The sequence below is a fragment of the Caballeronia sp. GAFFF2 genome (assembly GCF_023631485.1).
Lineage (GTDB): Bacteria > Pseudomonadota > Gammaproteobacteria > Burkholderiales > Burkholderiaceae > Caballeronia.
In genome coordinates this window covers 311,118-334,241 of sequence record NZ_JALQDA010000030.1, presented here as the reverse complement: position 1 = coordinate 334,241, position 23,124 = coordinate 311,118, and the positions used below count along the sequence as shown (strand labels likewise).

Genomic DNA, 23,124 nt, shown 5'->3' with positions numbered 1-23,124 from the left:
CTCCGGCAAGTTGAATGATGTCGATGTGTCAAGCGAAGTAAGCCCAACTGCGCGCTTTTCGATCCCTCAAAAGAAAGCGCGCAATATCGTCTTTAAGAAGGCGCGTCTGATCGATCTCGTCGAGTCCTTCCAGAAGCCCTCGCTGCTGTGCCGGATCGAATTCGAAGTGAATCGTTTCCAACCCATGGGCGCGAATTTCGAGCACACCGAGATCGACCTCGATGGGCGTTCCATCGCTAGCAGCAACCGCTATGCGCTCGATCTCGGCAGCGTCGAGTCGCACAGGAAGCAGTCCGTTCTGAAGACAGTTGTTATAGAAGATGTCGCCGAACGATGAAGCGATGACGCATCGAATACCCGCTTCCTCCAGCGCCCACACCGCCATTTCGCGCGAGCTGCCACAACCGAAGTTGCTACCACCGAGGACTGTGCATGCACTTCTGAATGCGGGCTGATTGAGAACGAAGTCCTCACGTTCACCACTTTGCGGACCGTCGCCGCGATAACGCAAAGTCTCGAGCAGATAGGGTCCCAACTGTCCGCGCACGAGTTGCGAAATTCTTTCGATGCGGATGATGAGATCCGTATCGACGTTATCTCGCATGAGCGGAGCCGCTGCTCCGGAGATGATCGTCACCGCTTTCATTGCGACGCCCCTTCCGTTTGACGCACACGTGGCGCGGCGATATGCCCCGCAATGGCGCTAGCTGCGGCAACTGCAGGGCTAGCCAGATGCGTACGCGCACCGGGACCTTGCCTGCCAATGAAATTGCGATTCGAGGTCGATACGCAACGTTCGCCACGCCCAACCACGTCGCCATTTGCGCCCACGCACATCGAACAGCCCGGCTCGCGCCATTCGAAGCCAGCGGCACGGAAGATCGCATCGAGCCCTTCCTGCTCGGCTTGACGCGCCACCGTGAGCGATCCCGGCACGACCCAAGCCTTCACGTTGCTGGCGACATGCTGACCATGGACCACATGTGCTGCCGCACGCAAGTCTTCGATGCGGCTATTCGTACACGAGCCTATGAATACGCGGTCCACGCTTAGTTCATCCAGATGCTGTCCGGCACGCACGCCCATGTAGTCGATCGCATTTTCGGCGGCATGACGGCGCGATTCATCATCGAGCGATGCGGGGTCGGGTATGACATCGTCCAGCGCAATCACGTGTTCGGGACTCGTGCCCCACGTGACCTGTACGCCGATGGACGACGCATCGATACCGATCTCGCGATCGAACTGTGCCTCCGAATCGCTTGCAAGCATCCTCCAGTCGGCGACAGCCTGGTCGAACTGCTCGCCTTGCGGTGCATAAGGCTTGTCGCGCAGATAAGCGAACGTAATTTTATCGGGCGCGACGAGGCCAAACTTGGACCCCAGCTCGATGCTTAGATTGCACAGTGTGAGGCGGCCTTCCATGCTCAATGCTTCGACCGCATCGCCCGCGTATTCGACGGCATAGCCCGTGCCGCCAGCCGCGCCGATCTTTCCGATGAGATACAGAATCATGTCCTTTGCGGTCACGCCTTCGCGCAGCTTGCCATTGAAGCGCACACGCATCGTCTTTGGGCGCTTCTGTCGAATGGTTTGCGTCGCAAGCACATGCACGACCTCCGTCGAACCGATACCGAAGGCAAGCGCGCCCATTGCACCATGCGTGCATGTATGACTATCCGCGCAAACGATGGACGTTCCTGGCAAAGAAAGGCCGAGCTCCGGTCCGATCACATGCACGATGCCCTGAAGGCCTGCCTGGCCTATGTCGAAGATGGGAATCGCGTGATGCGTCATCTGCGTGCGCATCGATTCGACCATCTCGGTGCTCCAGTCGGCATCGCCTGCGCGGCGTCCTGGGGCCGTCGAAATCACATGATCGACGGTGGCGAAGGTAAGCGCGGGACTATCCACGCCAAGGCCGCGCTTTTCAAGCACGCGGACCGCTTCCACGCCGGTGAGCTCGTGCATCAGATGACGATCCACGTGCAGCAGATCGGCGCCACCTGCGAGATGAGCAATGGTATGACTGTCCCACAACTTGTCGAAGAGCGTATGCATGATCAATCGCTATGCGTGAGATGACGCTGCCATTTTAGGAACATGAGATTTACCAGTGTGGCGAACACGAAAAGCATGAGCGCAAGCGCCATGATCGTGCTCGTTTCGTTGCGGTTCATGGCGATCATCAACATGCGGCCGATACCGCTTTGCGACGCGAACATCTCGCCGATAAGCGTGCCAAGCAAGGTAAGCGAAAAGCCGATGCGCAGTCCCGCTACGACTTCAGGCACGCATGCGGGCAGCAACACATGACGCGCGAAATCCATCGGGTTCATGCGGTAAGTGCGGGCCGCGCGTGCGTAGATAGGCGGCATATTCTTTACCGCATTCATGGTGAAGAGCGTAATCGGAACGATCCCGTGTATCACACCGAATACGATCTTGGCCCATAACCCGAGACCGCAAGCGAGCAGCACGACCGGATAAAGCGTGACCTTGGGAATGGAATAAAAGCCCATCATTAGCGGCTCCATCACCTCACCGGCCAAGCGTCGCACGCCAAGAAACAGACCGAGAAAAACGCCTGCTACGGCAGAGATGGCGAACGCCGAAGCAAAGGCAAGCGATGTGACATAGAGGCTTTCCGGAAAATCCGGGTCGCTGACTATATGCATTGCACGTTGGACGGTATGCAGCGGCGTGGTCAGCACATCGGGGCCAAGCCACCCGCTTGCGCCTTGCCAAAGCCCGACCAGCACCACGACGAGCACGAGCGCGTCCATCCATCGCCGCGTGTGTCGCGGCCTTGCCGTATGCGTGACGACGACAGTGCTCATGCGGCCTCCCTTCTGATGCGCCGATAGAGACGCGTTTCCGCTGTGCGTAAAAGGGCGTTGAGCGTGGCAACGAAGATCAGCATCAGGAGCATGAGGCCGTACATCGTCGAATTGTCGAACGCGTTGTAGGCGAATGCGATTTGATAACCGAAGCCCGACCCGGACAACACGAATTCACCCGCTACCACCGCGATGAACGCGTAGACCACGGTGAGCTTGATGCCTGTAAATACGAACGGAAGACTCGCGGGCAAGGTGATGAGGCGCACCTCGTCTAGCGTATTTAAGCGGCATACGCGCGCCGTGCGCAACAGCACACGAGGCACACGTTCAAGACCATTCAAAGTATTTACGGCCATGGCGACGACCGCAAAGAGAAACCCGATGCCAACCAGAGGCCAGCGGTTCAAGCCGAAGATCACGATCAAGATCGGATACAGCACGAAGACGGGCACCGCATAGTAGGAAAGCAGCAAGGGGTCCAGCACACGCCTTGCGCGCGGCAATCTGAACAGCAACACGCCGCCGATAAAGCCCACTACCACCGCAAGCGCGACAGCCAGCAATGCGCTGCTAAGCGTCTGCACGATATCCACGGTGTATTGCCCTGACGCGAGAATGTCCCAGGCGCTCACCGCCATACGCGAAGGCGGAATGAATGAGACAGGATTGATCCATGCAAAACGAGTCGCTATCTCCAGCAACAAAATGAAGCCGATGACTATTCCCACGCGCCAGCGTGCGGCAACGCTCATGACTGGCTCCCTAGCGCTTTCATGGCCTCTTCGCGCAACAGCCCCCACACTTGCGCGGTCAGTTCGCCGAAGCGCGCATCGAGTGCGATCTTGCTGTCGCGAAGACGCGGCCAGCCGGTTTCAATGGTCGATATGAAGCGTCCCGGACACGCCGACATCACACCAATGCGATCGGACAGCAGCACCGCTTCGTCGATCGAATGCGTAATGAGCATGATGGTCGCGCCCGTATCGCGCCAAAGCTTGAGCATTTCATCGCCCATGAGGAGACGTGTCTGCTGATCTAATGCGCCGAATGGTTCGTCGAGCAACATGAGACGCGGACGCACGACCATGGCGCGCGCAATGCAAACGCGTTGCCGCATTCCGCCTGAGAGTTGCGCGGGATAAACACGCGCGAAAGACTTGAGACCCATGAAAGACAATGCATGATCGACGCGCGCCTTTACTTCGTTCTCTGCCACGCCTGCGCGACGCGCCGCAAAGGCTGCGTTGTCAAAGACGTTGAGCCATGGAAAGCTCGCGTCTTCCTGAAACACGACGGCCACGCCATCCGGAACCTCGCGTCCCACTGCATGCCCTTCGAATTCGACAGTGCCGCCGCTTGCGGGATTAAGGCCTGCGAGCACATCCAGCAAAGTGGACTTACCGCAACCGGAAGGGCCGACAACCGAAAAGAATTCACCCGCGCGCAATTCCAAACTTACGGGGCCGAGCGCATGAAAAGGAGGCTTGCCTGCAATGCCGGGATAAATGCGCGTGACATCGGTCACGCGCGCTTGCACACGATCCCCCGCCTGTGTCGCAGCGTCTGTGGAAACAACGGAAATTCGCGTGCGACGTGACAATACGCTCATCGCGTGCCTCACTTTTTCGTTTGCAGATCGGCGGGAAGCAGAGACTCGTCGACGATCTTCGACCAATCGAACGGGCCTTCCGGAATGGCCTTGACGAGTATCAGGCCCTTGAGCACTTCTTCCATGCCTTTGCGATCGAAGCTTCCTTCGCTCCAGTATTTCGGATCGGACTCGAGCACGTTATTGACCGCCGACGTCGCGACAGCGGGGTCCATCTTGTATTGCTTCGCCAGAATCTGCGCCGATTCTTCACGGTGCGCGGCAATGTACTGCACCGCCTTGCGACGCGCATTGATAATTCCGCGTATCACCTCGGGATGCGACTTGAGATAGTCGGTGCGCACGATGCCCACGGTCTGTGTCTCGTTAGGCACGATATCGGAAGAGCGAAAAGCTATGCGCAACTGATCTTTTTTCCCGCTATAGGAAGGCTCCGTCATGTAAGCGACATCGACAGCGCCTTGTTGCAGCGAAGTCAGCATACCGCTAGAACTACCGACCGGCTTGCGCTGCACTTGGCCTGCGAGACCTGCACGGTCTAACGCAATCGTCACGACCGTATCCGTAGTCGACTTCGGGCTGCTATAGCCGATAGTCTTGCCCTTCATTTGTTTGATGTTGGTGATGGTGCCGTTCTTTAGTTCCACCCAGACAAGGTCGGCGAGACTCTGCACGCCGCCATGCACAATTGTCAGGTCGACACCTTGTTTGACTGCGGAAATAGCGGCCGGCAGGGCGACCTCGCCATAAGGAATTTCGGAAGCCATCGCATTGCGCACGGTGGTGCCGCCGCCTTCCGATGTGATGAAGCCTGTTACGTCCACGTTGGCTTCCTTAAAGAAGCCTTTTTCCATGGCGACCGCAAAAGGCACGCCATACATGCCGTCACCCCAATGCGTCACGGTAAGCGGCGCGGCCTGCACATGCGTCGCGCAAATGGACGCGGCAGCGAGAGACATTAAAAGAACACTACGGGCGATTCTCCGTATTCCAGACATGTAGGCGTCTCCATCCATGTTGGGCGGTCTCGCATCGTGCTTGGCGCATGCGGCCGCACTATGTTTTAGGCTTCTTGACTGAGCGGGCTATTGAGCCGCGCGGCAAATCGAACTCGCACGGGAGGCTTAACCGTGCAAGTTAATGTATGCATTAAATTCTCTGAAGTCCAGAAATGCCGGGGGCGGACATACCCGTGCTCGAGCTGGCTCGACTCTTGTCGCGCGCCTTAGGAAGGCGCTGCCTCAAGCCTGTTGAATGCCGAATTGTTGCAGTACGCTCGTTTGGTCGCGCCAGCCACGCTCTCGATGTGCACGATATAGCGCGCTTGCCTTTGCCGCATCGCCGCATTGAATCGCGTCGATGATGCCGTAATGCTCCTGCACGGATTTCACGGGTTGCGGATGCGGTTTGACCATTTGCGTAAAGCGTCGCACGCGATGCACTTGATCGCGACAATTCATGACCACGCTTTGCAAGCGGGTATTCCCGCTAAGCGCAACGAGCGTTTCGTGAAAGACTTCGTCCGCGGCAGCCCAAGCCAACATGTCGCCGCGTTCGTATGCCGCGCTCATCGCCTCGCACGCGGTGACAAGGGGTGTGATGTCCACGCCCTTCTTCGACGCAATAAGGCTGGCAGCCGTCGATTCCAGGCTGATGAGGACCTGGTAGATGTTCCTGATGTCGGAGATGGAATTTGGCACGATACGAATGCCATGCCTAGGCACGATCTGCACGAGTCCCTCGCCCTGCAGACGAATTGCGGCTTCGCGAATCGGCGTGCGGCTGAAGCCCAGCATCAAACCGAGTTCCTGTTCGAGCATGTAGGAACCAGGCGTCAATTCGCTTTCGATGATTCTGCGGCGCAATTCGGCATATGCAAGCTCGGTCGTGTTGCGCTTGACGGGTTTCGTTCCGTTAGCGGTTGCGACCGGTGGCTCGTCCTGCACGATCTTTACGCGCGTGGCGCTCATGATTTGCGTCTCCTTAGCCGATGTTAGCACCGGCAAATGACGTTATACGGCTGCCAGATGCGCGACGAGTTTTCTGCAGGCTTCGGGCAGGGCATCGAGCGAGCGCATTCCTATCAAGAGTTCACGCGCGGCCCATTTATCCGTTAAAGCGATGACGCAGAGTCCCGAGGACCTTGCATGTTGGCGTGCGACTGCATCGGGCATGACACCAAGACCAAGGCCTGCACCGATCATCAGACATTGGGCATCGTAGCCTGTCACCTGAATGCGCACGTTGACGGCGCGGCCATCTTCGTTCGCGGCTCGCGTAAGACATTGGCTTATAGCGGTATCGGCTGGCAAGACGACGAATTCGAAGTCTAGTGCTTCGGCGAAAGCTATCGAATTTCTTAGCGAAAGCGCGTGACCCGGCGGCGTGACGAGCACGAGATTGTCGGTACGATAAGGAAGGGTCTGAATAGCACGACCATGCGGCACGGCTGTAAAGACGCCTATGTCGGCCGCGTTATCGGCGATCGCGCGCACGACTTGCGTACTGGGCTTTTCGTCCACTTGCAAGCGAACATTGGGATGACTGGCCGCGAAAGACTGAATATCCTGAGGCAGGAATTGCACGATGGACGAGTTGTTCGCCGCGATGCGCACCATACCACTAAGGCCATTGGTGAAGTCGCGCATTTGCAGGGCAATATCGTCGAAATGATGCAGCGCGCTAAGCGCCAAAGCAGCGAGTCGTTCACCCGCTTCGGTCGGCACTACGCCCTTATTCGTGCGATGCAATAAAGGCACGCCGAACATGGCTTCAATCTCGCTGATACGTCGACTTACCGCAGCTGCCGCAATGTGTTCACGTTCAGCCGCGGCGGCAATGGTGCCTGCCTCGGCGACCGCGACGAAGAGTCTCAGCGAAAGCGGATCGATCGAATGCATAGGGCTTGTTCAGGCCGTTGATGATCGTTAAGAGCGGCAATCGCAGTGTACTGAAAATTGACTCGTCATCGCATATCGCGATGGCGGCATGACGAAGCGTTGCTTTGCGACACTCACCGCATCAAACAGAATTAGCTCCAGGACGTCGTTGAAGGCCTTGACCTTAGGAGCATGAAAATGGAAGCCGAAGTCGCTCAAGCCACGCGTATTCGCGTGTTCTGGCAACCGGGATGTTCGTCGTGTCTGCGGACCAAGGAATTTCTCACGCGTCAAGGCATCGAATACGAATCGATTGACGTGCATAACGATCCGGAAGGCCGCGCGGCGCTCTTGGCGCTTGGTGCACGTAGCGTTCCGGTGGTCGCGCTCGGGCAGAAATACACGTTTTGCCAATCCATCAACGACGTCATCCGTTTTCTCGATCTCAAGACCACGGCAGCGCCGCCGTTGCCTCCCGAACAGCTCATCGCAAAGCTCGCGCACGTACTCGAGTCGAACGCGCGCTATGCGAGGCAGTTCGGTCTTGAGCATTTTCGACAGCCGTTCCGTAATCGCAATCGCACGCCGGCTGGTTTGACGTTTCACGTATTCCGCGTCGCCGAAATGGGTGTGCAAGCCGCGCATCAGATTGAATTGCGCTTCGAGGGCTTTGACGATGTGCCGCCTGACAATTGGACCGCAGAAGACATCGCGCGTTGGGGAGAAAGCGTGCGCGTCGAACTACTAAAGTGGTGGGAACAGGAAACCGATCGCACGCTTGCCTATGACGTGCCGACTTACTACGGCCGCCGCTCAATGCACGAAGTGCTTGAACGCACTGCATGGCATAGCGCGCAACACACCCGGCAGGTAATGCTCATGCTTGAAAGCGAAGGAGTCACTGTGGACCGACCCTTGAGCGCGGACGACCTCGGGGGCCTGCCTTTGCCGGACGAAGTCTGGGACAGATAATTTCAGGCCAAGACGGAAGCGAGCAGGCCCATTCAGCCGCCCGCCTAGGGCGGCTTTTTTTAGTCTGATGTTAAGCAAATCATCCGCCTTTTCGCCGCGGCATAACGTATACGTTGAGCGATACAAGGCGCTTCTTCTCTTATAATGTAAGGCATTCCGTCCGTCTTCCAAGGCGGATTTTCGTCCATGCCCGGGCGATAACGCATCTGGAATGCCCATCATGGCTGAAGCCCGGACCGCCGAAGCGATCAGCAAGCCGCGAGAAAAATCGACCGCTACGGTCTATCAGAGAATTCGCGAGATGATCCTGCGCAACGAGCTGCGCCCGGGTACGCAATTGCTCGAGCAAGAACTGGTAGAAATGTTCGGCGTAAGCCGCACACCCGTTCGCGAGGCGCTCATCAGACTGCAAAACGAACATCTCGTACAGATCATTCCACGTCACGGTGTGCGCGTGCGCAATGTGTCGATGGCGGATCTCGAAGAAGTTTTCCAGGTGCAGACAAGTCTCGAAGCAACTGCGGTGGCAGCAGTAGCTTCGCGCAAACCAAGCGCGCGCGATATCAAACCACTCGAAAAATCCTGCGCGGATATGGAGCGCGCTTTTGCTAAAGACGATCGCGATGCGTGGGCGGCGGCATGCGAGCTTTTCTATGCACACCTCGTCGAAATGAGCGACAACCCGAGGCTGGCGCAAATAGTCGGTGAATGTGCCGATCAGGTGCGCCGCGTGCGCGAACTCACGCTAAAGCTCATCAAGCTTGACGACGCAAGCACCAGCGTCCTGCGCGATGTCATCACCGCGTTGCGAAAAGGCGATGCCACGAATGCCGAAATGCTTTGCCGTGAACATCGCGCACGGAGCCTTCAAACGCAGATCGAAGCCCTGCAACGCTACCGGATTCTCGACGTGTGAGACCGATTACGCGTGACTTGCTTCCCACACCGTGCGTGACAGAGTTTCAGTGCAAGCCCGCTCATTCGCGCGCTCCGACGCAATCAGCACTTCACGGTCGGTATGACGGCACACCACATGGCTTACGCGTCGCACGCCGATGCCAAAGAGACTGCGCTTGCCGCCACCGAGCACGATGAGATCCGCTTCGAGCTCGTCTGCAGCCTCTGCGATGATACGTCCGACGTTGTGACCATCGACAGGCGTTCTGCGCGTCTCCCAGTGAGCTTCGACCCCTGCCTCCTCCAGCATCTTGGTGCTACTGCGATAGACGACGAGCGCAAGCTGGTTGACGAGATCGACCGTATCGCAGCAAATCACATCCGCTTGCGATGCCGTCCACCACGGAGCGCTGTCGATGACATGCAGCATGGTCAGCCGGGCATTGCATTCACGTGAACGCGCGATCGCGACGGACAACGCGGCTTCGCTGAAGCCAGGACCCACGGCGACGAGAATATGTTGGTACATGGCGCTAGCTCCTGTCGATACGTTTGTTGGTTGGTGCATGTCGTCATCATCGTCGTCAAGAATTAGCAAACAGTGAGGAGATTGCATTCTGAATGCACCACGTCGGGGCGATAAATTAAACTGATAGGCTTCTACCCTCATTGCGGCTCGAATGGACCATCGCGAACTGCTCAATCTCGCCTATCTGCGTGCTTTCCGGCTCGTTGCGCAGACGGGCAGCGCCACGCGCGCCGCCGTCGCTTTGTTCCGCGCTCAGTCAGCGGTCACGCGCTCGCTACAGGAACTCGAAGCCTCCGTTGGCGAGACGCTGCTCGAACGCCGGTCATCGGGCATGCTTCCTACGCCGGCCGGCCGCGCCGTTCTTCTGCGTTGCGAACGCATCTTCACGGAGCTGGAAACTCTTGCACAGTGGTGTGCAGCGCGCCAGTCACGGCGCCGCGCCAGCAGCGGCGACGGCCTGCCGGCGTTTCTGCTGAACACGCGGCGCCTCCAGTTGTTTTCCGCGCTGGCGCGTCATCGACATATGCCGAGCGCGGCGCAGACGCTCGGCCTTAGTCAGCCCGCGGTGTCTAGCGCCATTCGCATAATGGAAACGGGCGCGGGCATGCAGCTTTTTTATCGCAGCCCGCGCGGCTTGCTGCTCACGAGCGAAGGCGAAACTTTTGTCTTGCACGTGCGTCGCGCGCTTAACGAACTGCGCCATATTCCCGACGATATCGCTGCATTACGCGGGACGATTCAGGGCTTCGTCACGGTCGGTTCGCTGCCGCTCGGGCGTACGTTGATCCTGCCGGGCGCGATAGCGAGAGTGGCCGCGCAATATCCGGGCGTGCGCATCATCACCGACGAAAGCGCCTATGAGACGCTCGTTGCCGGCTTGCGGGCGGGCGATATCGATTTCGTGCTCGGCGCGCTTCGGCAGAACGATGCATCGAGCGGTTTGACTAACGAACGTTTCATGTCGGAGGACATGGTCGTGATCGGGCGGCGTGGTCATCCGCTTGCCGAAATCGACGGACTCACTCTTAAGGAACTCGTCTCGGCACAATGGATTTTGCCGCGCAGCCACGCCCCCGCGCGTGGCATGTTCGAGGCGCAGTTCAAGCGATGGAAAATGAAGCCGCCCATGCCGACCGTCGAAACCGCCGACCTCGCGGTCATTCGCGGTTTGCTGATGAACACCGACATGCTCGCGGCGGTCTCAGCGCAGCAATTGCATTATGAATGCGAGTCGGGCCAGCTCATGGTGCTCGACATAGCGATGCAAAATACAAAACGCGATATCGGTCTGACCTTGCGCGCCGGTAGCACTCCCTCGCCAGCTGCCCGAGCGCTGATCGACGCCATTCGGCTGACGGTGGACGAGGTCGGCCATACATTGCGGCGTGAAACGGCGCGGAAGGAGACCGGCACAACGCATCGTGTTTAAAATTTTGAATGCCACCGCGTGGTTTTTTGCATGCATATCGGCGGGCAGAGTATCGTGGCAGTTCGCTCAAGACGAGGATTTCGGATGGACCAGCAGCAATGGGATGCGATGGACGCCTACCTGTGCCAGCAAACCCAGGCACACGACGAGGTACTCGAAGCAGCGCTCGCGGCGAGCAATGCGTCGGGACTGCCCCCCATCAATGTCGCACCGAATCAGGGCAAGCTGCTGAACCTGCTCGCACGCCTGCGTAGCGCACGCTATATCCTTGAAATAGGCACGCTAGGCGGCTACAGCACCATCTGGCTCGCACGCGCCCTGCCGCCTGACGGCACGCTGCTTTCGCTTGAGGCCAATCCCGACTACGCCGAGGTGGCGCGCAAGAATCTCGAACGCGCTGGACTTGCTTCGGTTGCAACAGTCGTGGTCGGCGCGGCGGCCGCATCGCTTGAAGGGTTCGTGCGCGAAGGCATGCGCCCTTTCGACTTCATATTCATCGATGCCGACAAGAAAAGCTATCCCGAATATCTGCGTCTCGCGTTGAGCCTTAGCAAGCCGGGCACGGCGATCGTTGGCGACAACATCATCCGTCGTGGCCGTATCGCCGATGCTGACAGCACCGAGCCCGATGTGATCGGATTGCGCGCCTTTTTCGACATGCTCGCAACCGATCCACGGCTCTCCTCCACCGCCGTGCAAACGGTGGGCAGCAAGGGATGGGACGGATTCTCGCTGTCCATCGTAACGAGCTAGCAAGCTTTATTAGAAGCTCAAGCCGGGCGCCTTCTCCACTGCTGCCAGCGGGAACGCATGCGCGGCATGGCAAGCCGCGCTTCTGCAAGCGGCATTTGCCTGCACTCGACATGCATGCCTCTGGCGGGTGCTTCGCTCACGAAGTCATCGATGATCTCGCGTACGTCCGGGTCGATATGGTCCGCACGAGAAGCATCGAGAATGACAGTCGCGTTGTCAGGAATGGAGCGCAGAAGATGCTTTAGCGCGACCTTGCCGAGAAACGACACGTCCTTTCGAAACGAGAGCAGGTAATGATCGTCGTGCTGCGTCATCGTGATCGGCCGCTTGAGATTTGCGCGCACGGCAAGCACGAGACTACATGCGATGCCAAGCACAATACCCATGAGCAGATCGGTCAGCAACACGCCAACAATTGTCACGACGAAGGGTGCAAATCGCTCGAAGCCTTGTCTGGCGATGGCGACAAACAGCGACGGCTTGGCAAGCTTGAGCCCGGTAAAAATCAATATCGCAGCCAGACATGCAAGCGGAATGAGGTTGATCACGCTCGTCAACGCAAAGACGCTTGCAAGCAGCAAGACACCATGTACGAATGAAGACCAGCGACTTTGCGCGCCGGCGTGAACGTTGGCCGAGCTACGCACGATGACCGATGTAATTGGCAATGCGCCGATAGCGCCCGCCATCATGTTGCCAATGCCTTGCGCTTTCAATTCGCGATCGGGATGTGCACTACGTTTCTTGGGATCGAGTTGCTCGACCGCCTCCAGGCTCAACAATGTTTCAAGGCTCGCGACGATGGCAAGCGTGAATGCGAGACGCCAGACATCCGGGTTGACGAATTGCGAGAAGTTGGGCAATTCAAGCGCATTCGTGAATGCTGCGAACGTTTCAAGCGAAGGCAATGCCACGCGATGTTGCGCGGGCGGAGCCAAGCCCGGCGCGAACATGTCGAGTAAAAGCATTACGCTGATACCGAACGCCACCACGGCAAGCGGCGCGGGCACGGCGCGCACCACGGCAAAACGTCGCATGGCGCGCGTTTCCCAGCCAGCGAGCATGACAAGGGACATCACGGCCACGGCACAAGCAGCGAAAGATACCGGACCGAAAGGCGTATCGAGCAAGCCCGGTCCGCTCGCGGCTGGTGCGCCTGCATTGGCGAAGCCCGCGGCCAGGGGTATCTGCTTGATGACGAGCAATAAGCCAATGGCCGCAAGCATGCCCTTGATCACCGACGACGGCACATACGCTGCAAAACGTCCCGCCTTAAGCAAGCCAAAGCCGAATTGAATTGCGCCCGACAAAAGCACCGCGAGTAGAAATGCAGAAAAACTGCCTAGTCCCGCGATGCCATCGACCACGATGACGATAAGCCCCGCTGCCGGCCCGCTTACGCTCAATTGCGAGCCGCTAAGCAATGCCACGACAATGCCGCCTATGATTCCGGACAAAAGCCCCGCAAAGGGCTCCACGCCCGACGCATTGGCAATGCCAAGACACAGAGGCATCGCTACGAGAAATACGACTGTGCCGGCGAACAGGTCGCGCGGGAACTGGCTTAGACGATTGCTAAGGTTCATAAGGATTTAGCCATGTGGGTGCCTGCTACGTTTAACGAATTCACGCAGCATGAAATGAGCGACGATCGAATCAGCGTCCGGCGGCTTCGACGACTTCCGCGTACAACGGCACCATACGGGGCGCGTCATAGCCGGAGGCAAGCACTTTGATAAGCCCGTCGTGCAGGCCGAAAATCCAGCCGTGCACGAGCGGCGGCTCGTCGCGATCGATTACGATCCGCGTCTGACGCAGAAGCCGCACTTGTTCGAGCACATTGAGTTCCGCAAGGCGATCAGCGCGCGCATCGAACTCTTCCAAGTCGTCGAGTTCACGTCGATGCCGCTCGCCTAAAGCGCACACCGGGGCAATACGGCGATTGACGTGCGGTATTTCATTCAAGAGCGGCAACAACGATGCTCGCACACCGCCGCATCCATAATGTCCGCATACGATCACATGATCGACCTTCAGCACTCGCACCGCATATTCAAGGACGCTCACAGTGTTGTCGTCCGACGGCGAGAACAAGTTCGCGATGTTGCGATGAACGAAAAGATCGCCGGGGTTAGCGTTCGTGATCGTTTCGGCAGGCACGCGACTATCGGAACACCCGATCCACAACACCTTGGGGTTTTGCCCCTCTGCAAGGCGTGGGAAAAATTGCGTGTCCGCCTGCGCGGTTTCGCGAGCCCAGGCAATGTTTTCTAGAAGCATGCGTTTCGGTCGATTCATGGCGTTCTCATGACGAGCATTCGATGGATTGCACCCGCGTTGCAGTGCAGCGAATCCTTACGAATCACTTTCGCCGAGAAAGTTCAGCGCCGTCCAAGAGAAAATAATTCGCCTCGCTATTTATTTCTCTTGAGATTTTCCTTGGACGACGCTAAGACACGCTCAAGAAAAATCGGTCGAGCGCGACAAATGCTCCCACTTGTCGATTTCTTCGTTGAGCGCCACTAGCTTCGTTTTGACAAGAGAGATTGCATCGCTCCCAAGAAGAAGATGCGCAGGTGGATCATGGGCTTCGATGAGGCTTAGCAAGGCTTGGCCGGCCTTGGCTGGATCGCCCAATTGCTTGCCGCTCTTGGCCTCACGTGCCGCGCGGATCGGGTCGAATAGCGCGTCATAGTCTGCGATGCTGCGCTCCGTTCTGACCATCGAGCGCCCAGCCCAATCGGTACGAAACGATCCGGGCGCAACGGCCGTTACCCTAACGTTGAAGTCCTTGACCTCTTTGGCCAACGTCTCTGAAATGCCTTCCAGCGCGAATTTGCTGCCGCAATAGTACGCAATGCCCGGCATCGTGATGAAGCCGCCCATGGACGTGATATTGATGATGTGGCCGGCACGGCGCTCCCGCATGGAAGGCAATACGGCTTTGATCATGGCGACCGCACCGAATACGTTGACATCGAATTGCCGGCGCATTTCTTCCAGCGGCGATTCTTCAAGTGTGCCTTCGTGGCCATAGCCTGCGTTATTGACGAGCACATCGATCGGGCCGTATGTGCGCATTACTTCCTCGACAACAGGGCCTATGCGGTCGAACGCCGTCACGTCGAGCACGACTCCATGTGCCGATCGGGGCTTGATAGCCTCGAATTCCTTGAGGGCGTCACCATTGCGAACCGTGCCGATAACCGTGTGTCCTGCATCCAGCGCGCTTTGCGCGAAAGCGCGTCCAAAACCCGAACTCACGCCGGTGATGATAAACGTCTTGCCGTTTGTGTTTTCCATGTGAACTCTCCTATCCGACTCGTCGCGCGCACCATGCCGCAACACCTGTCCAATATTAGAGAGCGCGCATCGTTCTTGATACGCCGGTTCTTCTCGCATGTTTGCCTAAAGCTATTGGCGTATGGATTCGCGGCTGCAAAGCTGGCAAATTAAGGGCTGTCGACACATCTTGCCGGAGCCACCGTGATCACCCGCCGAACACTAGCCACCGAAACCAGACGCCGCATGATCGAGCTGCTGATGCGGCTTGCCCCTTTGGAAGGCTATAACCTCACAGCATTGCCAGACGTGCGTTTTCTGCGTTCGAACAGACCACTGCGTCGCACGCCGGTACTTTATGACCCGGGCATCGTTATCGTCTGTCAGGGCCGCAAGCGTGGCTATTTCGGCGAGCAAGTTTATCTATACGATGAGCAGCATTACCTGGCCGTGTCGGTGCCCGTACCCTTTTCCATGGAGACGGATGCCAGCGCGCAAAAACCTTTGCTTGCCATCTATTTCCGGCTCGATCTCAACGTTGCAGCAGAGTTGATCATGCAACTCGATGAACACGGCGCAACCGTAACGTCCGAACCTCACGGCATGATCTCAACGCCGCTGGACAAACAACTCGGCGCGACGGTTCTGCGCTTTCTCGAAACCATGAGTGACCCGCTCGAAGGTCCGGTTCTTGGGCCGGCTCTCGTGCGCGAGATTTATTTTCGAGTGTTGACGGGCGAACAAGGTCCTTCGGTGCGCGCGGCTTTGACACGGCAAGGTCAGTTCGGGAAAGTCGCGCGAGCATTGCGCAAGATCCATCAAAGTTTCGATGAGCCGCTCGATGTTGCGCTGCTTGCAAGCGAAGCCAACATGAGCGTGCCCGCGTTCCATTTGCATTTCAAGACCGTGACCAATACGTCACCAATGCAATATCTGAAGTCGACCCGGCTGCATCAGGCGCGGCTGCTCATGGTGCGGAACGATGTCACCGCAGCCGTCGCATCGGCGCAAGTGGGCTACGAAAGTGCTTCGCAATTCAGCCGCGAATTCAAGCGTTTGTTTGGGCGCAGTCCCGTCGATGAAGCCCAGCGTCTCAAAGACAGTTTCGCGCTGCCAGATCCCGGACCGGGTTCGGGCTACGTTTCATCGCATTGATGCGTGGATCGTCTGTTAATCTTCCACGCAGATCAATCCTGCTACCAAACGCATGAACGAAGCCTTCGTCGAACTGAACTGCGGACCGTATCCGTTGCGCATCGAATATAAGTGGATCAATCCTTCGCGCATCGATGCTCCAATCGCGGTATTTCTGCATGAGGGGTTGGGTTCAGTCGCATTGTGGAAAGACTGGCCGCAGCGGCTATGCGACCGAATGAACTGCCGTGGTCTCGTCTATTCGCGTCCTGGCTATGGACGGTCGACGCCGCGCCCTCCGCATGAAAAGTGGCCTGTGACCTTCATGCATCGTCAGGCGACGAAGATATTGCTTGCGCTTCTAGATGCGCTCAAGATAAATGCGTTCGAACGTTCTCGCATGTGGCTCGTAGGCCATAGCGACGGCGGGACAATCGCACTGCTTTACGCGAGCACTTTTCCCAAAGCGCTTGCCGGACTGATCGTGCTTGCACCACATGTGTTCGTGGAAGCGATCACAGTCAAAGCCATAAAGGAAGTGCGAAGCGCCTATGAGCACGGTGCGTTGCGAGCAAAGCTCGCTGGCTACCATGAGGACGCAGACTCCGCCTTTTATGGCTGGAACGACGCATGGCTCAATCCGGAATTTCTGCGTTGGAACATCACAGATGCAATTCGCTCGATCAAACGGCCATTGCTCGCGATACAAGGCCACGACGATGAATACGCGTCGATGCTTCAGATCGACAAGATCAAGGCGTCCGTGAGCCACACTCATCTCGTCAAGCTAGCGGCTTGCGGACATTCACCGCATAGGGATGCCACTCAGGCGGTCAATGATGCAATTGCAGATTTCGTTACCCGCTCGTCTCTGCCGTGAAGCCGAGCGATCAACCGACAGGCCGTCTGCGCCATGATGCCATCGCGCAAGCCCGCACGGCGATTAAGTGACCGTGCCGCGCGTTTTGGGCAGACGATCGCAGTCGGTCCAATGCATCTTTTATTGCGGTCAAATCGACGTTGTTCGTCTCGAGCGAGCAAACCCTTAGGGGCTGACTGCTTGAACAAACAATTCGCCCGAAGGACGAAATGCGGCTCAAGCCTCCGCAGGCTTAACCGCTGTTTCTTGTGACCGCCGCAAGCGTTCGCGGCTGTTCGACAAATGCATGCGCATGGCTGCGCGGGCAGCTTCCGGATCACGCCGCTCGATGGCGTCGTAGATATCCTCGTGTTCGCGGTTCACGCGATCGAGGTAACTGCCGGGATCGTTATGCGCAAGCGCCGCGGAATTTACACGCGTGCGTGGAATGATCGTGTTGCCCAATTGGCTAAGGATGCTGTGGAAATAACGGTTGCCCGTAGCCTTGGCAAGCTCGAGGTGAAATGCGACGTCTGCGGCAACCGCGTTGCCCGTGCCTTCTGCAATGTGCCGCTCGAACTCGTCCAGAGCATGACGCATGTGCTTCAGATTCTCTTCGCTTCGCCGCATTGCCGCGAGACCTGCGGCCTCGGCTTCGAGACTGATGCGCAGTTCGAGGATGGCCATGACGTCGCGCACGGTGAGATCGCCCGCAGCTTCGATCTGGAAGCGATCGTTATCGGTCGCTTCGAGTACAAAAGTGCCAATGCCATGACGCGTTTGAACCAGGCGCCCCGCTTGAAGGCGCGATATCGATTCTCGTACGACCGTACGGCTAACGCCCAGTTGCGCCATGATCTCCGATTCGGTCGGAAGCTTGTCGCCAGGCTGAAGCGCGCCGCTGCGAATCCGTTCCGAAAGTTCGGCGACAACTTCCTCGGTCAGATTGCGAGAGCGGCGAAGACCGCCGGCTGCGAGAGCTGGTGACATAGGGCGATTGAAAAAGGTAGACGAGTCATTATAGGGGCGCAGACTTGCTTGTACGACGACTGATGCCTGATCGAATACAAAATGCCTTAAGCCCTCAATGCAAAACACAAAAAACCGTTATGGTTCAGGCAACTAAAAATGTAACAAACTGTTGATCAACCATTTCACCGAGCGTAAAGTTCAAGTACCGCTTGAAGTCAAAGCGCGTGTGTCATGTTTTGCAAGGCATGTAAGCATTCAAGGCGCGCGCCTCGCTTTCAAGAGGTCGACTTCCGATCGAAGGCTCGCGAATCCTCGTCCGCATCCGTTGGATTCGCCATCACCTCGCGCACTCGCGAGCCTCCCTGAAGCGGTTCACCGGCTTACCGCGTCGCGCCTCTCACTCTCCGATTACGCGGCCAACCGGTGTGCTTAGAGCCTCCAAGTTGCGTTCGTGCGAACGCCTTCGTGGAGCGCGGCACCACGTGGGCAGCAAGGAGACAAGCAATGATGCGTGAAGTGACCGGAGCTTTTTTTGGCTCCCGCAAGTTGGACGAAGCACTGGAAGACCTCAAGGCGGAGGGCATCACGAGCGACCGCGTTCGCGTCGCGAGCATGTCCGGATTCGCCGATTTCACCGCCAGCATGGAACTGAGCGCCAGTTCACCGACGCAGTGGATCACCGCCGAATTTGCAGGCTATGCCGATCTAGCCGCCACCGACGGCGGGTATGGGATTGCATCGACCGGCAGCGATGACATCCTACCTGGCTTCGATAACGATGAATCCGCTGCATACGGTATAACCCGAGTATTCGTCAGCATTCGCGACGAAGCCGAAATGCGCGCCGTATGCGATATCTTCTCGCGCCTGGGCACTGACGATATCGACGCGGAAGTCGCGGCGGCCTGACCCGCCGCGATTGCATTCAATCGTTTGTATGCAATAAACGTTTGCTAGATTACTGCGCTGGTGTGGTCACGGGCTTCGCTTTCTTCTTGTGCTTGAAGTGAAAACCCTTGCTCGTACCGGTAGCAGCAGAGGTATTGTCACCGCCTGCCGTCGGCGCGGCCGTCGCTGCGCCATGCGCGTTGCCGCCGCCAGCGCCGCCATTACCGTTGCCACCTTGCGCCATCGCCGCGCCCGACGCGCCCAGCATCAAACCCGCAGTGAGGGCGATGAGTGCTGCCAATCCATTCGTCTTCATGTCGTTCCTTTTTGCGTAGAGTCAGTCGAGTGTGTATTCACCGTGCAGGCTTTTGAATGCCGAATGCAATCGGCGAGCGGCTTGGCATGAGACCTGCTCGCCAGACGTATTCGCCTGCAAAAAGCCAAAAGCCATAAGATGGATGCGCCCAAAGTCAAAAGCCCAGCCAAGCCGCCTCGGCGCAATAAAGCCGAAACGCCGACTGTCTCTTCAGCAGGTTTCGTGCGCGTTCGCGGCGCGCGGGAGCATAACCTCAAAAATGTCGATGTAGACGTCCCGCGCGATGCGCTGGTCGTCTTCACAGGCGTGTCCGGATCGGGAAAGTCGTCACTTGCATTCGGAACTTTGTATGCAGAAGCGCAGCGGCGGTATTTTGAATCCGTCGCGCCCTACGCGCGGCGTCTGATCGAGCAGGTCGGCGTACCGGAAGTCGATTCCATCGAAGGATTGCCGCCCGCCGTCGCCCTGCAGCAGCAGCGCGGCACGCCCAACGCACGTTCGTCGGTGGGAAGCGTGACCACGCTTTCCAGTCTCGTTCGCATGCTGTATTCACGCACGGGCAGCTATCCGCCGAAGCAGCCCATGCTCTACGCGGAAGACTTTTCTCCCAACACGGTTCAGGGCGCGTGCCCCGTCTGCCATGGTCTCGGCCGCGTCTACGAAGTGACCGAGAAGTCGATGGTCCCCGACGACTCACTCACCATCCGCGAACGCGCCATCGCCGCATGGCCGCCAGCGTGGCACGGTCAGAATCTGCGCGACATACTCGTCACGCTGGGCTACGACGTCGACACGCCCTGGCGCGATCTGCCGAAGAAAGACCGCGACTGGATTCTCTTCACCGACGATACGCCCACCGTGCCGGTCTATGCGGGCCTCACACCCGCCGAGACACGTGCCGCACTCAAGCGTCGCGCGGAGCCGAGTTATCAAGGCACCTTTACGGGCGCGCGCCGTTATGTGCTTCATACCTTCGCCCACACGCAAAGCGCGCTCATGAAGAAGCGCGTGTCGCGCTATATGGTCGGCAGCGACTGTTCGTCGTGTCACGGCAAGCGACTGAAGCAGGAAGCGTTATCGGTGACCTTCGCGGGACTGGATATCGCGGAGTTCTCGCGTCTGCCGCTTACGCGGCTTGCGCAGATGCTCGCGCCCATTGCGCGCGGCGAATGGCCCGATCATGAAGAAGCACGCGAGCAAGACGTGCTTGCCAGGGACGTGCGGCAGGCGGCGATTGCGAAGCGTGTCGCGGCGGGTGGATCGGCGCATAAAGCATCGCCCGATGTACGGCGCACGCCCAACTTGTCCAATGAGAAGCGCGCCGCCGCCGAGCGCATAGCAGCCGATCTCGAAGAACGTCTTGCCACGTTGATCGATCTCGGCCTCGGCTATCTTGCTTTGGATCGCGCGACGCCCACCTTGTCGTCAGGCGAATTGCAGCGCTTGCGGCTAGCCACGCAACTAGCCTCGCAACTCTTTGGCGTGGTGTATGTGCTCGATGAACCCTCCGCCGGTTTGCATCCCGCTGACAACGAAGCGCTCTTTGACGCGCTGCAACGGCTCAAGGCTGCCGGCAATTCGCTCTTCGTGATCGAGCATGACATGGAGACGATGCGTCGCGCAGACTGGCTCGTCGATGTCGGTCCCGCTGCGGGCGAAGCCGGTGGACATGTGCTTTATAGCGGACCGCCCGCGGGTCTCGCATCGGTGGAGGCGTCACAAACGCGTCTGCATCTGTTCGCGTCGCACTCGAACACAGACCGCGCGCCACGCACGCCGCGCGGCTGGCTGAAGCTCGCGGGCATCACGCGAAACAATCTGCATGAGATCGACGCTGCGTTTCCGCTCGGTTGCTTCACGGCGGTGACGGGTATATCGGGCTCGGGCAAGTCGAGTCTCGTCAGTCAGGCATTGCCCGAACTCGTGGCGCAGCATCTGGGAAGAGCGCTCGATGAGCCCGACGAAGACGAAGCCGACCCGCTCTTCACGGTCGTCGAAGCGCCTGCGGAAGGCTCCATCGTCGAAGGCATGGACGCCATACGGCGCCTCGTGCGCGTCGATCAGAAGCCGATTGGCCGCACCCCACGTTCGAATCTTGCGACTTACACGGGACTTTTCGATCACGTGCGCAAGCACTACGCCGATACGCCGCTCGCGCGCAAACGCCGTTACAGTGCCGGCCGATTTTCCTTCAATGTCGCGCAGGGGCGTTGCCCGACTTGCGAAGGCGAAGGCTTCGTGAGCGTCGAACTGCTATTTTTGCCGAGCGTGTACACGTCATGTTCGACGTGTCACGGTTCGCGTTATAACGCCGAGACACTCGAAGTCACGTGGAATGGCAAAAACATAGCCGAGGTGCTGGCGATGAGCGTCGATGACGCCTGTCTCTTCTTCGCGGATGAGGCCAATGTGATGCGCGCGCTTGCCGTGCTGCGCGATATCGGCCTCGGATATCTGCGGCTCGGTCAGCCTGCCACCGAACTCTCGGGCGGCGAAGCGCAGCGCATCAAGCTGGCAACCGAACTGCAGCGCGCGCATCGCGGCGACACGCTCTATATCCTCGACGAGCCCACAACCGGACTACATCCCGCCGATGTCGATCGTCTGATGGCGCAACTTCAAGGACTCGTCGACGCAGGCAATACGGTCGTGGTCGTCGAACACGACATGCGCGTCGCGGCCCAGAGCGACTGGGTCATCGATATCGGTCCGGGCGCGGGAGAAGATGGCGGCAAGATAGTCGCGGCCGGCGTGCCTGCGAGTGTGGCGACGCTGGCCGCTAGCCGCACGGCGCCTTATCTGCAAGACGCATTGACCTGAGCAATCAATACAAGCCTAGCCAGCGCCACACGTGAAACTTCAACGTGCCGAGCATCTCGTGCAATCCGCTGTCGGAATCGATCCATCCTTCCGGATGCGGCACGAGCCATGACTTTGGATTGCGCACGAATGCAACCGCAGGCTGCGGGTGTAGGTCGAAAGCATCGAATGCGAGCAACGCGCGACGCATGTGCAGTGAGGACGTGATGAGGATGGTCGTGTCGTATTGACGCGAGCGTAGGATTTTGTACGTATTGCGCGCGTTCTCGTAAGTGTCGAGACTCTGATCTTCGAGGATGAGATCCGCAGGCTTCACGCCACGATCCACGAGCAGACCGCCGTATAGTTGCGCTTCGGTTTGTTCGTGATGCTGCGGATTTCCGCCGCTCATGATGACCTGACACTGCTTGTCCGTTTCGACACAGGTTTTGTACAGGGCGGCAGCAAGGTCGACGCGATAGATGGAATCGGCCAGTGGAACGAGATGTTTGTTGCGATCGTATTCGGTCCCACCGCCCAGCACGATGATCGCCGTACGGTCCGCGAGCCGGGGCGCCTGCTTCGACCCATAGCCGATCTGCGCGAGGCTTATCATCGGCCCTGCAAGCCAGCTACCGAAGAGCCAGAACACGGTTCCGGCCACGAGGAAGATCACGAGGCGGCGTTTGCGCCACACGATGAACAAGGCGACGAAGACAAGCAGCAGGCAGAGTAGATCCAATTACGTTTCCCGTCGTTTTAAGGTTTCAAATACCTTGCATCATGCGCATGAAACTTGCAAGGCGAGGCTATGCAGTACGAATACCGTCGTAACGCCGCGACAAGTATCAGTCTGAACGATTTGCGTGACATCAAGCGTGGTCGATATCGCACACGCAACGCGTTGTCTTCCGGGCCTCACCGTGCGCCATCGCACGGACGATCACCCCCCGTAATTCGTTA

23 protein-coding genes are annotated in these 23,124 nt (G+C 58.3%); 8 read left to right on the top strand and 15 right to left on the bottom strand.

What is annotated here, in order from left to right; all coding sequences use genetic code 11:
* Positions 1-28: 28 nt before the first annotated feature.
* The 8 genes from leuD to NCT04_RS23675 form a co-directional block, all read right to left on the bottom strand.
* Complete coding sequence (leuD, locus tag NCT04_RS23710) at positions 29-646, bottom strand: 3-isopropylmalate dehydratase small subunit (protein WP_250467967.1); 618 nt, start codon at positions 644-646, stop codon at positions 29-31.
* On the bottom strand, positions 643-2,061 hold the full coding sequence (leuC, locus tag NCT04_RS23705; protein ID WP_250467966.1) for a 3-isopropylmalate dehydratase large subunit: 1,419 nt from the start codon (positions 2,059-2,061) through the stop codon (positions 643-645). The genes leuD and leuC overlap by 4 nt, the downstream gene beginning before the upstream one ends.
* A 2-nt stretch (positions 2,062-2,063) precedes the next feature.
* Positions 2,064-2,840, bottom strand: a complete 777-nt coding sequence (locus tag NCT04_RS23700; RefSeq protein WP_244831300.1) for an ABC transporter permease — start codon at positions 2,838-2,840, stop codon at positions 2,064-2,066.
* Positions 2,837-3,595 carry an ABC transporter permease gene (locus tag NCT04_RS23695; protein WP_250467965.1) on the bottom strand — a complete coding sequence of 253 codons (759 nt, stop codon included), beginning with the start codon at positions 3,593-3,595 and terminating at the stop codon, positions 2,837-2,839. The genes NCT04_RS23700 and NCT04_RS23695 overlap by 4 nt, the downstream gene beginning before the upstream one ends.
* A complete protein-coding gene (locus NCT04_RS23690) occupies positions 3,592-4,368 on the bottom strand; it encodes an ABC transporter ATP-binding protein (protein ID WP_250467964.1) in 777 nt (258 codons plus the stop codon). Before NCT04_RS23690 ends, NCT04_RS23695 begins: the two co-directional genes overlap by 4 nt.
* Positions 4,369-4,460: 92 nt before the next feature.
* Entirely contained in the window at positions 4,461-5,468 is a 1,008-nt protein-coding gene (locus tag NCT04_RS23685) for an ABC transporter substrate-binding protein (protein ID WP_250467963.1), read from the bottom strand.
* A gap of 225 nt (positions 5,469-5,693) precedes the next feature.
* On the bottom strand, positions 5,694-6,422 hold the full coding sequence (locus NCT04_RS23680; protein ID WP_250467962.1) for a GntR family transcriptional regulator: 729 nt from the start codon (positions 6,420-6,422) through the stop codon (positions 5,694-5,696).
* A 42-nt stretch (positions 6,423-6,464) separates the two neighbouring features.
* A complete protein-coding gene (locus NCT04_RS23675; protein ID WP_250467961.1) occupies positions 6,465-7,352 on the bottom strand; it encodes a LysR family transcriptional regulator in 888 nt (295 codons plus the stop codon).
* 177 nt (positions 7,353-7,529) lie between these two features.
* On the opposite strand from NCT04_RS23675, the gene NCT04_RS23670 reads away from it, so the two are divergent.
* Complete coding sequence (locus NCT04_RS23670) at positions 7,530-8,303, top strand: glutaredoxin domain-containing protein (protein ID WP_250467960.1); 774 nt, start codon at positions 7,530-7,532, stop codon at positions 8,301-8,303.
* A 211-nt stretch (positions 8,304-8,514) separates the two neighbouring features.
* Positions 8,515-9,219, top strand: a complete 705-nt coding sequence (locus NCT04_RS23665) for a GntR family transcriptional regulator (protein WP_350030036.1) — start codon at positions 8,515-8,517, stop codon at positions 9,217-9,219.
* Between the two features lie 6 nt (positions 9,220-9,225).
* Here the strand turns inward: NCT04_RS23665 and NCT04_RS23660 are convergent, their stop codons facing one another.
* Entirely contained in the window at positions 9,226-9,729 is a 504-nt protein-coding gene (locus NCT04_RS23660) for a universal stress protein (protein WP_250467958.1), read from the bottom strand.
* A 151-nt stretch (positions 9,730-9,880) separates the two neighbouring features.
* On the opposite strand from NCT04_RS23660, the gene NCT04_RS23655 reads away from it, so the two are divergent.
* Positions 9,881-11,158, top strand: a complete 1,278-nt coding sequence (locus NCT04_RS23655) for a LysR family transcriptional regulator (protein ID WP_250467957.1) — start codon at positions 9,881-9,883, stop codon at positions 11,156-11,158.
* Between the two features lie 84 nt (positions 11,159-11,242).
* The gene (locus tag NCT04_RS23650) at positions 11,243-11,911 is read left to right on the top strand and encodes an O-methyltransferase (RefSeq protein ID WP_250467956.1); all 669 of its coding nucleotides are present in this window, start codon (positions 11,243-11,245) and stop codon (positions 11,909-11,911) included.
* Between the two features lie 17 nt (positions 11,912-11,928).
* Here NCT04_RS23650 and NCT04_RS23645 read toward each other — a convergent pair whose 3' ends face one another.
* From NCT04_RS23645 to NCT04_RS23635, 3 genes are all read right to left on the bottom strand, one after another.
* Positions 11,929-13,497, bottom strand: coding sequence for a SulP family inorganic anion transporter (locus NCT04_RS23645; protein WP_250467955.1), 1,569 nt, complete (start codon positions 13,495-13,497; stop codon positions 11,929-11,931).
* A 70-nt stretch (positions 13,498-13,567) separates the two neighbouring features.
* On the bottom strand, positions 13,568-14,209 hold the full coding sequence (locus NCT04_RS23640; RefSeq protein ID WP_244831288.1) for a carbonic anhydrase: 642 nt from the start codon (positions 14,207-14,209) through the stop codon (positions 13,568-13,570).
* A 162-nt stretch (positions 14,210-14,371) separates the two neighbouring features.
* A complete protein-coding gene (locus tag NCT04_RS23635; protein ID WP_250467954.1) occupies positions 14,372-15,214 on the bottom strand; it encodes an oxidoreductase in 843 nt (280 codons plus the stop codon).
* A 225-nt stretch (positions 15,215-15,439) separates the two neighbouring features.
* Between NCT04_RS23635 and NCT04_RS23630 the strand changes: the two genes are divergently transcribed.
* Both NCT04_RS23630 and NCT04_RS23625 read left to right on the top strand, forming a co-directional pair.
* Positions 15,440-16,348: an AraC family transcriptional regulator gene (locus tag NCT04_RS23630; RefSeq protein ID WP_244831287.1), complete on the top strand. Its 909-nt coding sequence runs from the start codon at positions 15,440-15,442 to the stop codon at positions 16,346-16,348.
* 52 nt (positions 16,349-16,400) lie between these two features.
* Entirely contained in the window at positions 16,401-17,207 is an 807-nt protein-coding gene (locus NCT04_RS23625) for an alpha/beta fold hydrolase (RefSeq protein WP_250467953.1), read from the top strand.
* A gap of 216 nt (positions 17,208-17,423) precedes the next feature.
* Here the strand turns inward: NCT04_RS23625 and NCT04_RS23620 are convergent, their stop codons facing one another.
* Positions 17,424-18,176, bottom strand: coding sequence for a FadR/GntR family transcriptional regulator (locus NCT04_RS23620; protein WP_250468046.1), 753 nt, complete (start codon positions 18,174-18,176; stop codon positions 17,424-17,426).
* A gap of 447 nt (positions 18,177-18,623) precedes the next feature.
* Here NCT04_RS23620 and NCT04_RS23615 point away from each other — a divergent pair, with 447 nt between their 5' ends.
* The gene (locus NCT04_RS23615) at positions 18,624-19,067 is read left to right on the top strand and encodes a hypothetical protein (protein ID WP_250467952.1); all 444 of its coding nucleotides are present in this window, start codon (positions 18,624-18,626) and stop codon (positions 19,065-19,067) included.
* Between the two features lie 49 nt (positions 19,068-19,116).
* Here NCT04_RS23615 and NCT04_RS23610 read toward each other — a convergent pair whose 3' ends face one another.
* Entirely contained in the window at positions 19,117-19,362 is a 246-nt protein-coding gene (locus NCT04_RS23610) for a hypothetical protein (RefSeq protein ID WP_250467951.1), read from the bottom strand.
* Between the two features lie 138 nt (positions 19,363-19,500).
* Between NCT04_RS23610 and NCT04_RS23605 the strand changes: the two genes are divergently transcribed.
* Complete coding sequence (locus tag NCT04_RS23605; RefSeq protein WP_250467950.1) at positions 19,501-22,182, top strand: excinuclease ABC subunit UvrA; 2,682 nt, start codon at positions 19,501-19,503, stop codon at positions 22,180-22,182.
* 4 nt (positions 22,183-22,186) lie between these two features.
* Here NCT04_RS23605 and NCT04_RS23600 read toward each other — a convergent pair whose 3' ends face one another.
* Positions 22,187-22,903, bottom strand: coding sequence for a YdcF family protein (locus NCT04_RS23600; RefSeq protein ID WP_244831281.1), 717 nt, complete (start codon positions 22,901-22,903; stop codon positions 22,187-22,189).
* Between the last annotated feature and the right edge of the window lie 221 nt (positions 22,904-23,124).

Bases quoted from the DNA above. Each gene is read 5' to 3' on its own strand.
- leuD (WP_250467967.1), bottom strand. From the start codon at position 646: ATGAAAGCGGTGACGATCATCTCCGGAGCAGCGGCTCCGCTCATGCGA.
- leuC (WP_250467966.1), bottom strand. From the start codon at position 2,061: ATGCATACGCTCTTCGACAAGTTGTGGGACAGTCATACCATTGCTCAT.
- NCT04_RS23700 (WP_244831300.1), bottom strand. From the start codon at position 2,840: ATGAGCACTGTCGTCGTCACGCATACGGCAAGGCCGCGACACACGCGG.
- NCT04_RS23695 (WP_250467965.1), bottom strand. From the start codon at position 3,595: ATGAGCGTTGCCGCACGCTGGCGCGTGGGAATAGTCATCGGCTTCATT.
- NCT04_RS23685 (WP_250467963.1), bottom strand. From the start codon at position 5,468: ATGGATGGAGACGCCTACATGTCTGGAATACGGAGAATCGCCCGTAGT.
- NCT04_RS23680 (WP_250467962.1), bottom strand. From the start codon at position 6,422: ATGAGCGCCACGCGCGTAAAGATCGTGCAGGACGAGCCACCGGTCGCA.
- NCT04_RS23675 (WP_250467961.1), bottom strand. From the start codon at position 7,352: ATGCATTCGATCGATCCGCTTTCGCTGAGACTCTTCGTCGCGGTCGCC.
- NCT04_RS23670 (WP_250467960.1), top strand. From the start codon at position 7,530: ATGGAAGCCGAAGTCGCTCAAGCCACGCGTATTCGCGTGTTCTGGCAA.
- NCT04_RS23665 (WP_350030036.1), top strand. From the start codon at position 8,515: ATGCCCATCATGGCTGAAGCCCGGACCGCCGAAGCGATCAGCAAGCCG.
- NCT04_RS23660 (WP_250467958.1), bottom strand. From the start codon at position 9,729: ATGTACCAACATATTCTCGTCGCCGTGGGTCCTGGCTTCAGCGAAGCC.
- NCT04_RS23655 (WP_250467957.1), top strand. From the start codon at position 9,881: ATGGACCATCGCGAACTGCTCAATCTCGCCTATCTGCGTGCTTTCCGG.
- NCT04_RS23650 (WP_250467956.1), top strand. From the start codon at position 11,243: ATGGACCAGCAGCAATGGGATGCGATGGACGCCTACCTGTGCCAGCAA.
- NCT04_RS23645 (WP_250467955.1), bottom strand. From the start codon at position 13,497: ATGAACCTTAGCAATCGTCTAAGCCAGTTCCCGCGCGACCTGTTCGCC.
- NCT04_RS23640 (WP_244831288.1), bottom strand. From the start codon at position 14,209: ATGAATCGACCGAAACGCATGCTTCTAGAAAACATTGCCTGGGCTCGC.
- NCT04_RS23635 (WP_250467954.1), bottom strand. From the start codon at position 15,214: ATGGAAAACACAAACGGCAAGACGTTTATCATCACCGGCGTGAGTTCG.
- NCT04_RS23630 (WP_244831287.1), top strand. From the start codon at position 15,440: ATGATCGAGCTGCTGATGCGGCTTGCCCCTTTGGAAGGCTATAACCTC.
- NCT04_RS23625 (WP_250467953.1), top strand. From the start codon at position 16,401: ATGAACGAAGCCTTCGTCGAACTGAACTGCGGACCGTATCCGTTGCGC.
- NCT04_RS23620 (WP_250468046.1), bottom strand. From the start codon at position 18,176: ATGTCACCAGCTCTCGCAGCCGGCGGTCTTCGCCGCTCTCGCAATCTG.
- NCT04_RS23610 (WP_250467951.1), bottom strand. From the start codon at position 19,362: ATGAAGACGAATGGATTGGCAGCACTCATCGCCCTCACTGCGGGTTTG.
- NCT04_RS23605 (WP_250467950.1), top strand. From the start codon at position 19,501: ATGGATGCGCCCAAAGTCAAAAGCCCAGCCAAGCCGCCTCGGCGCAAT.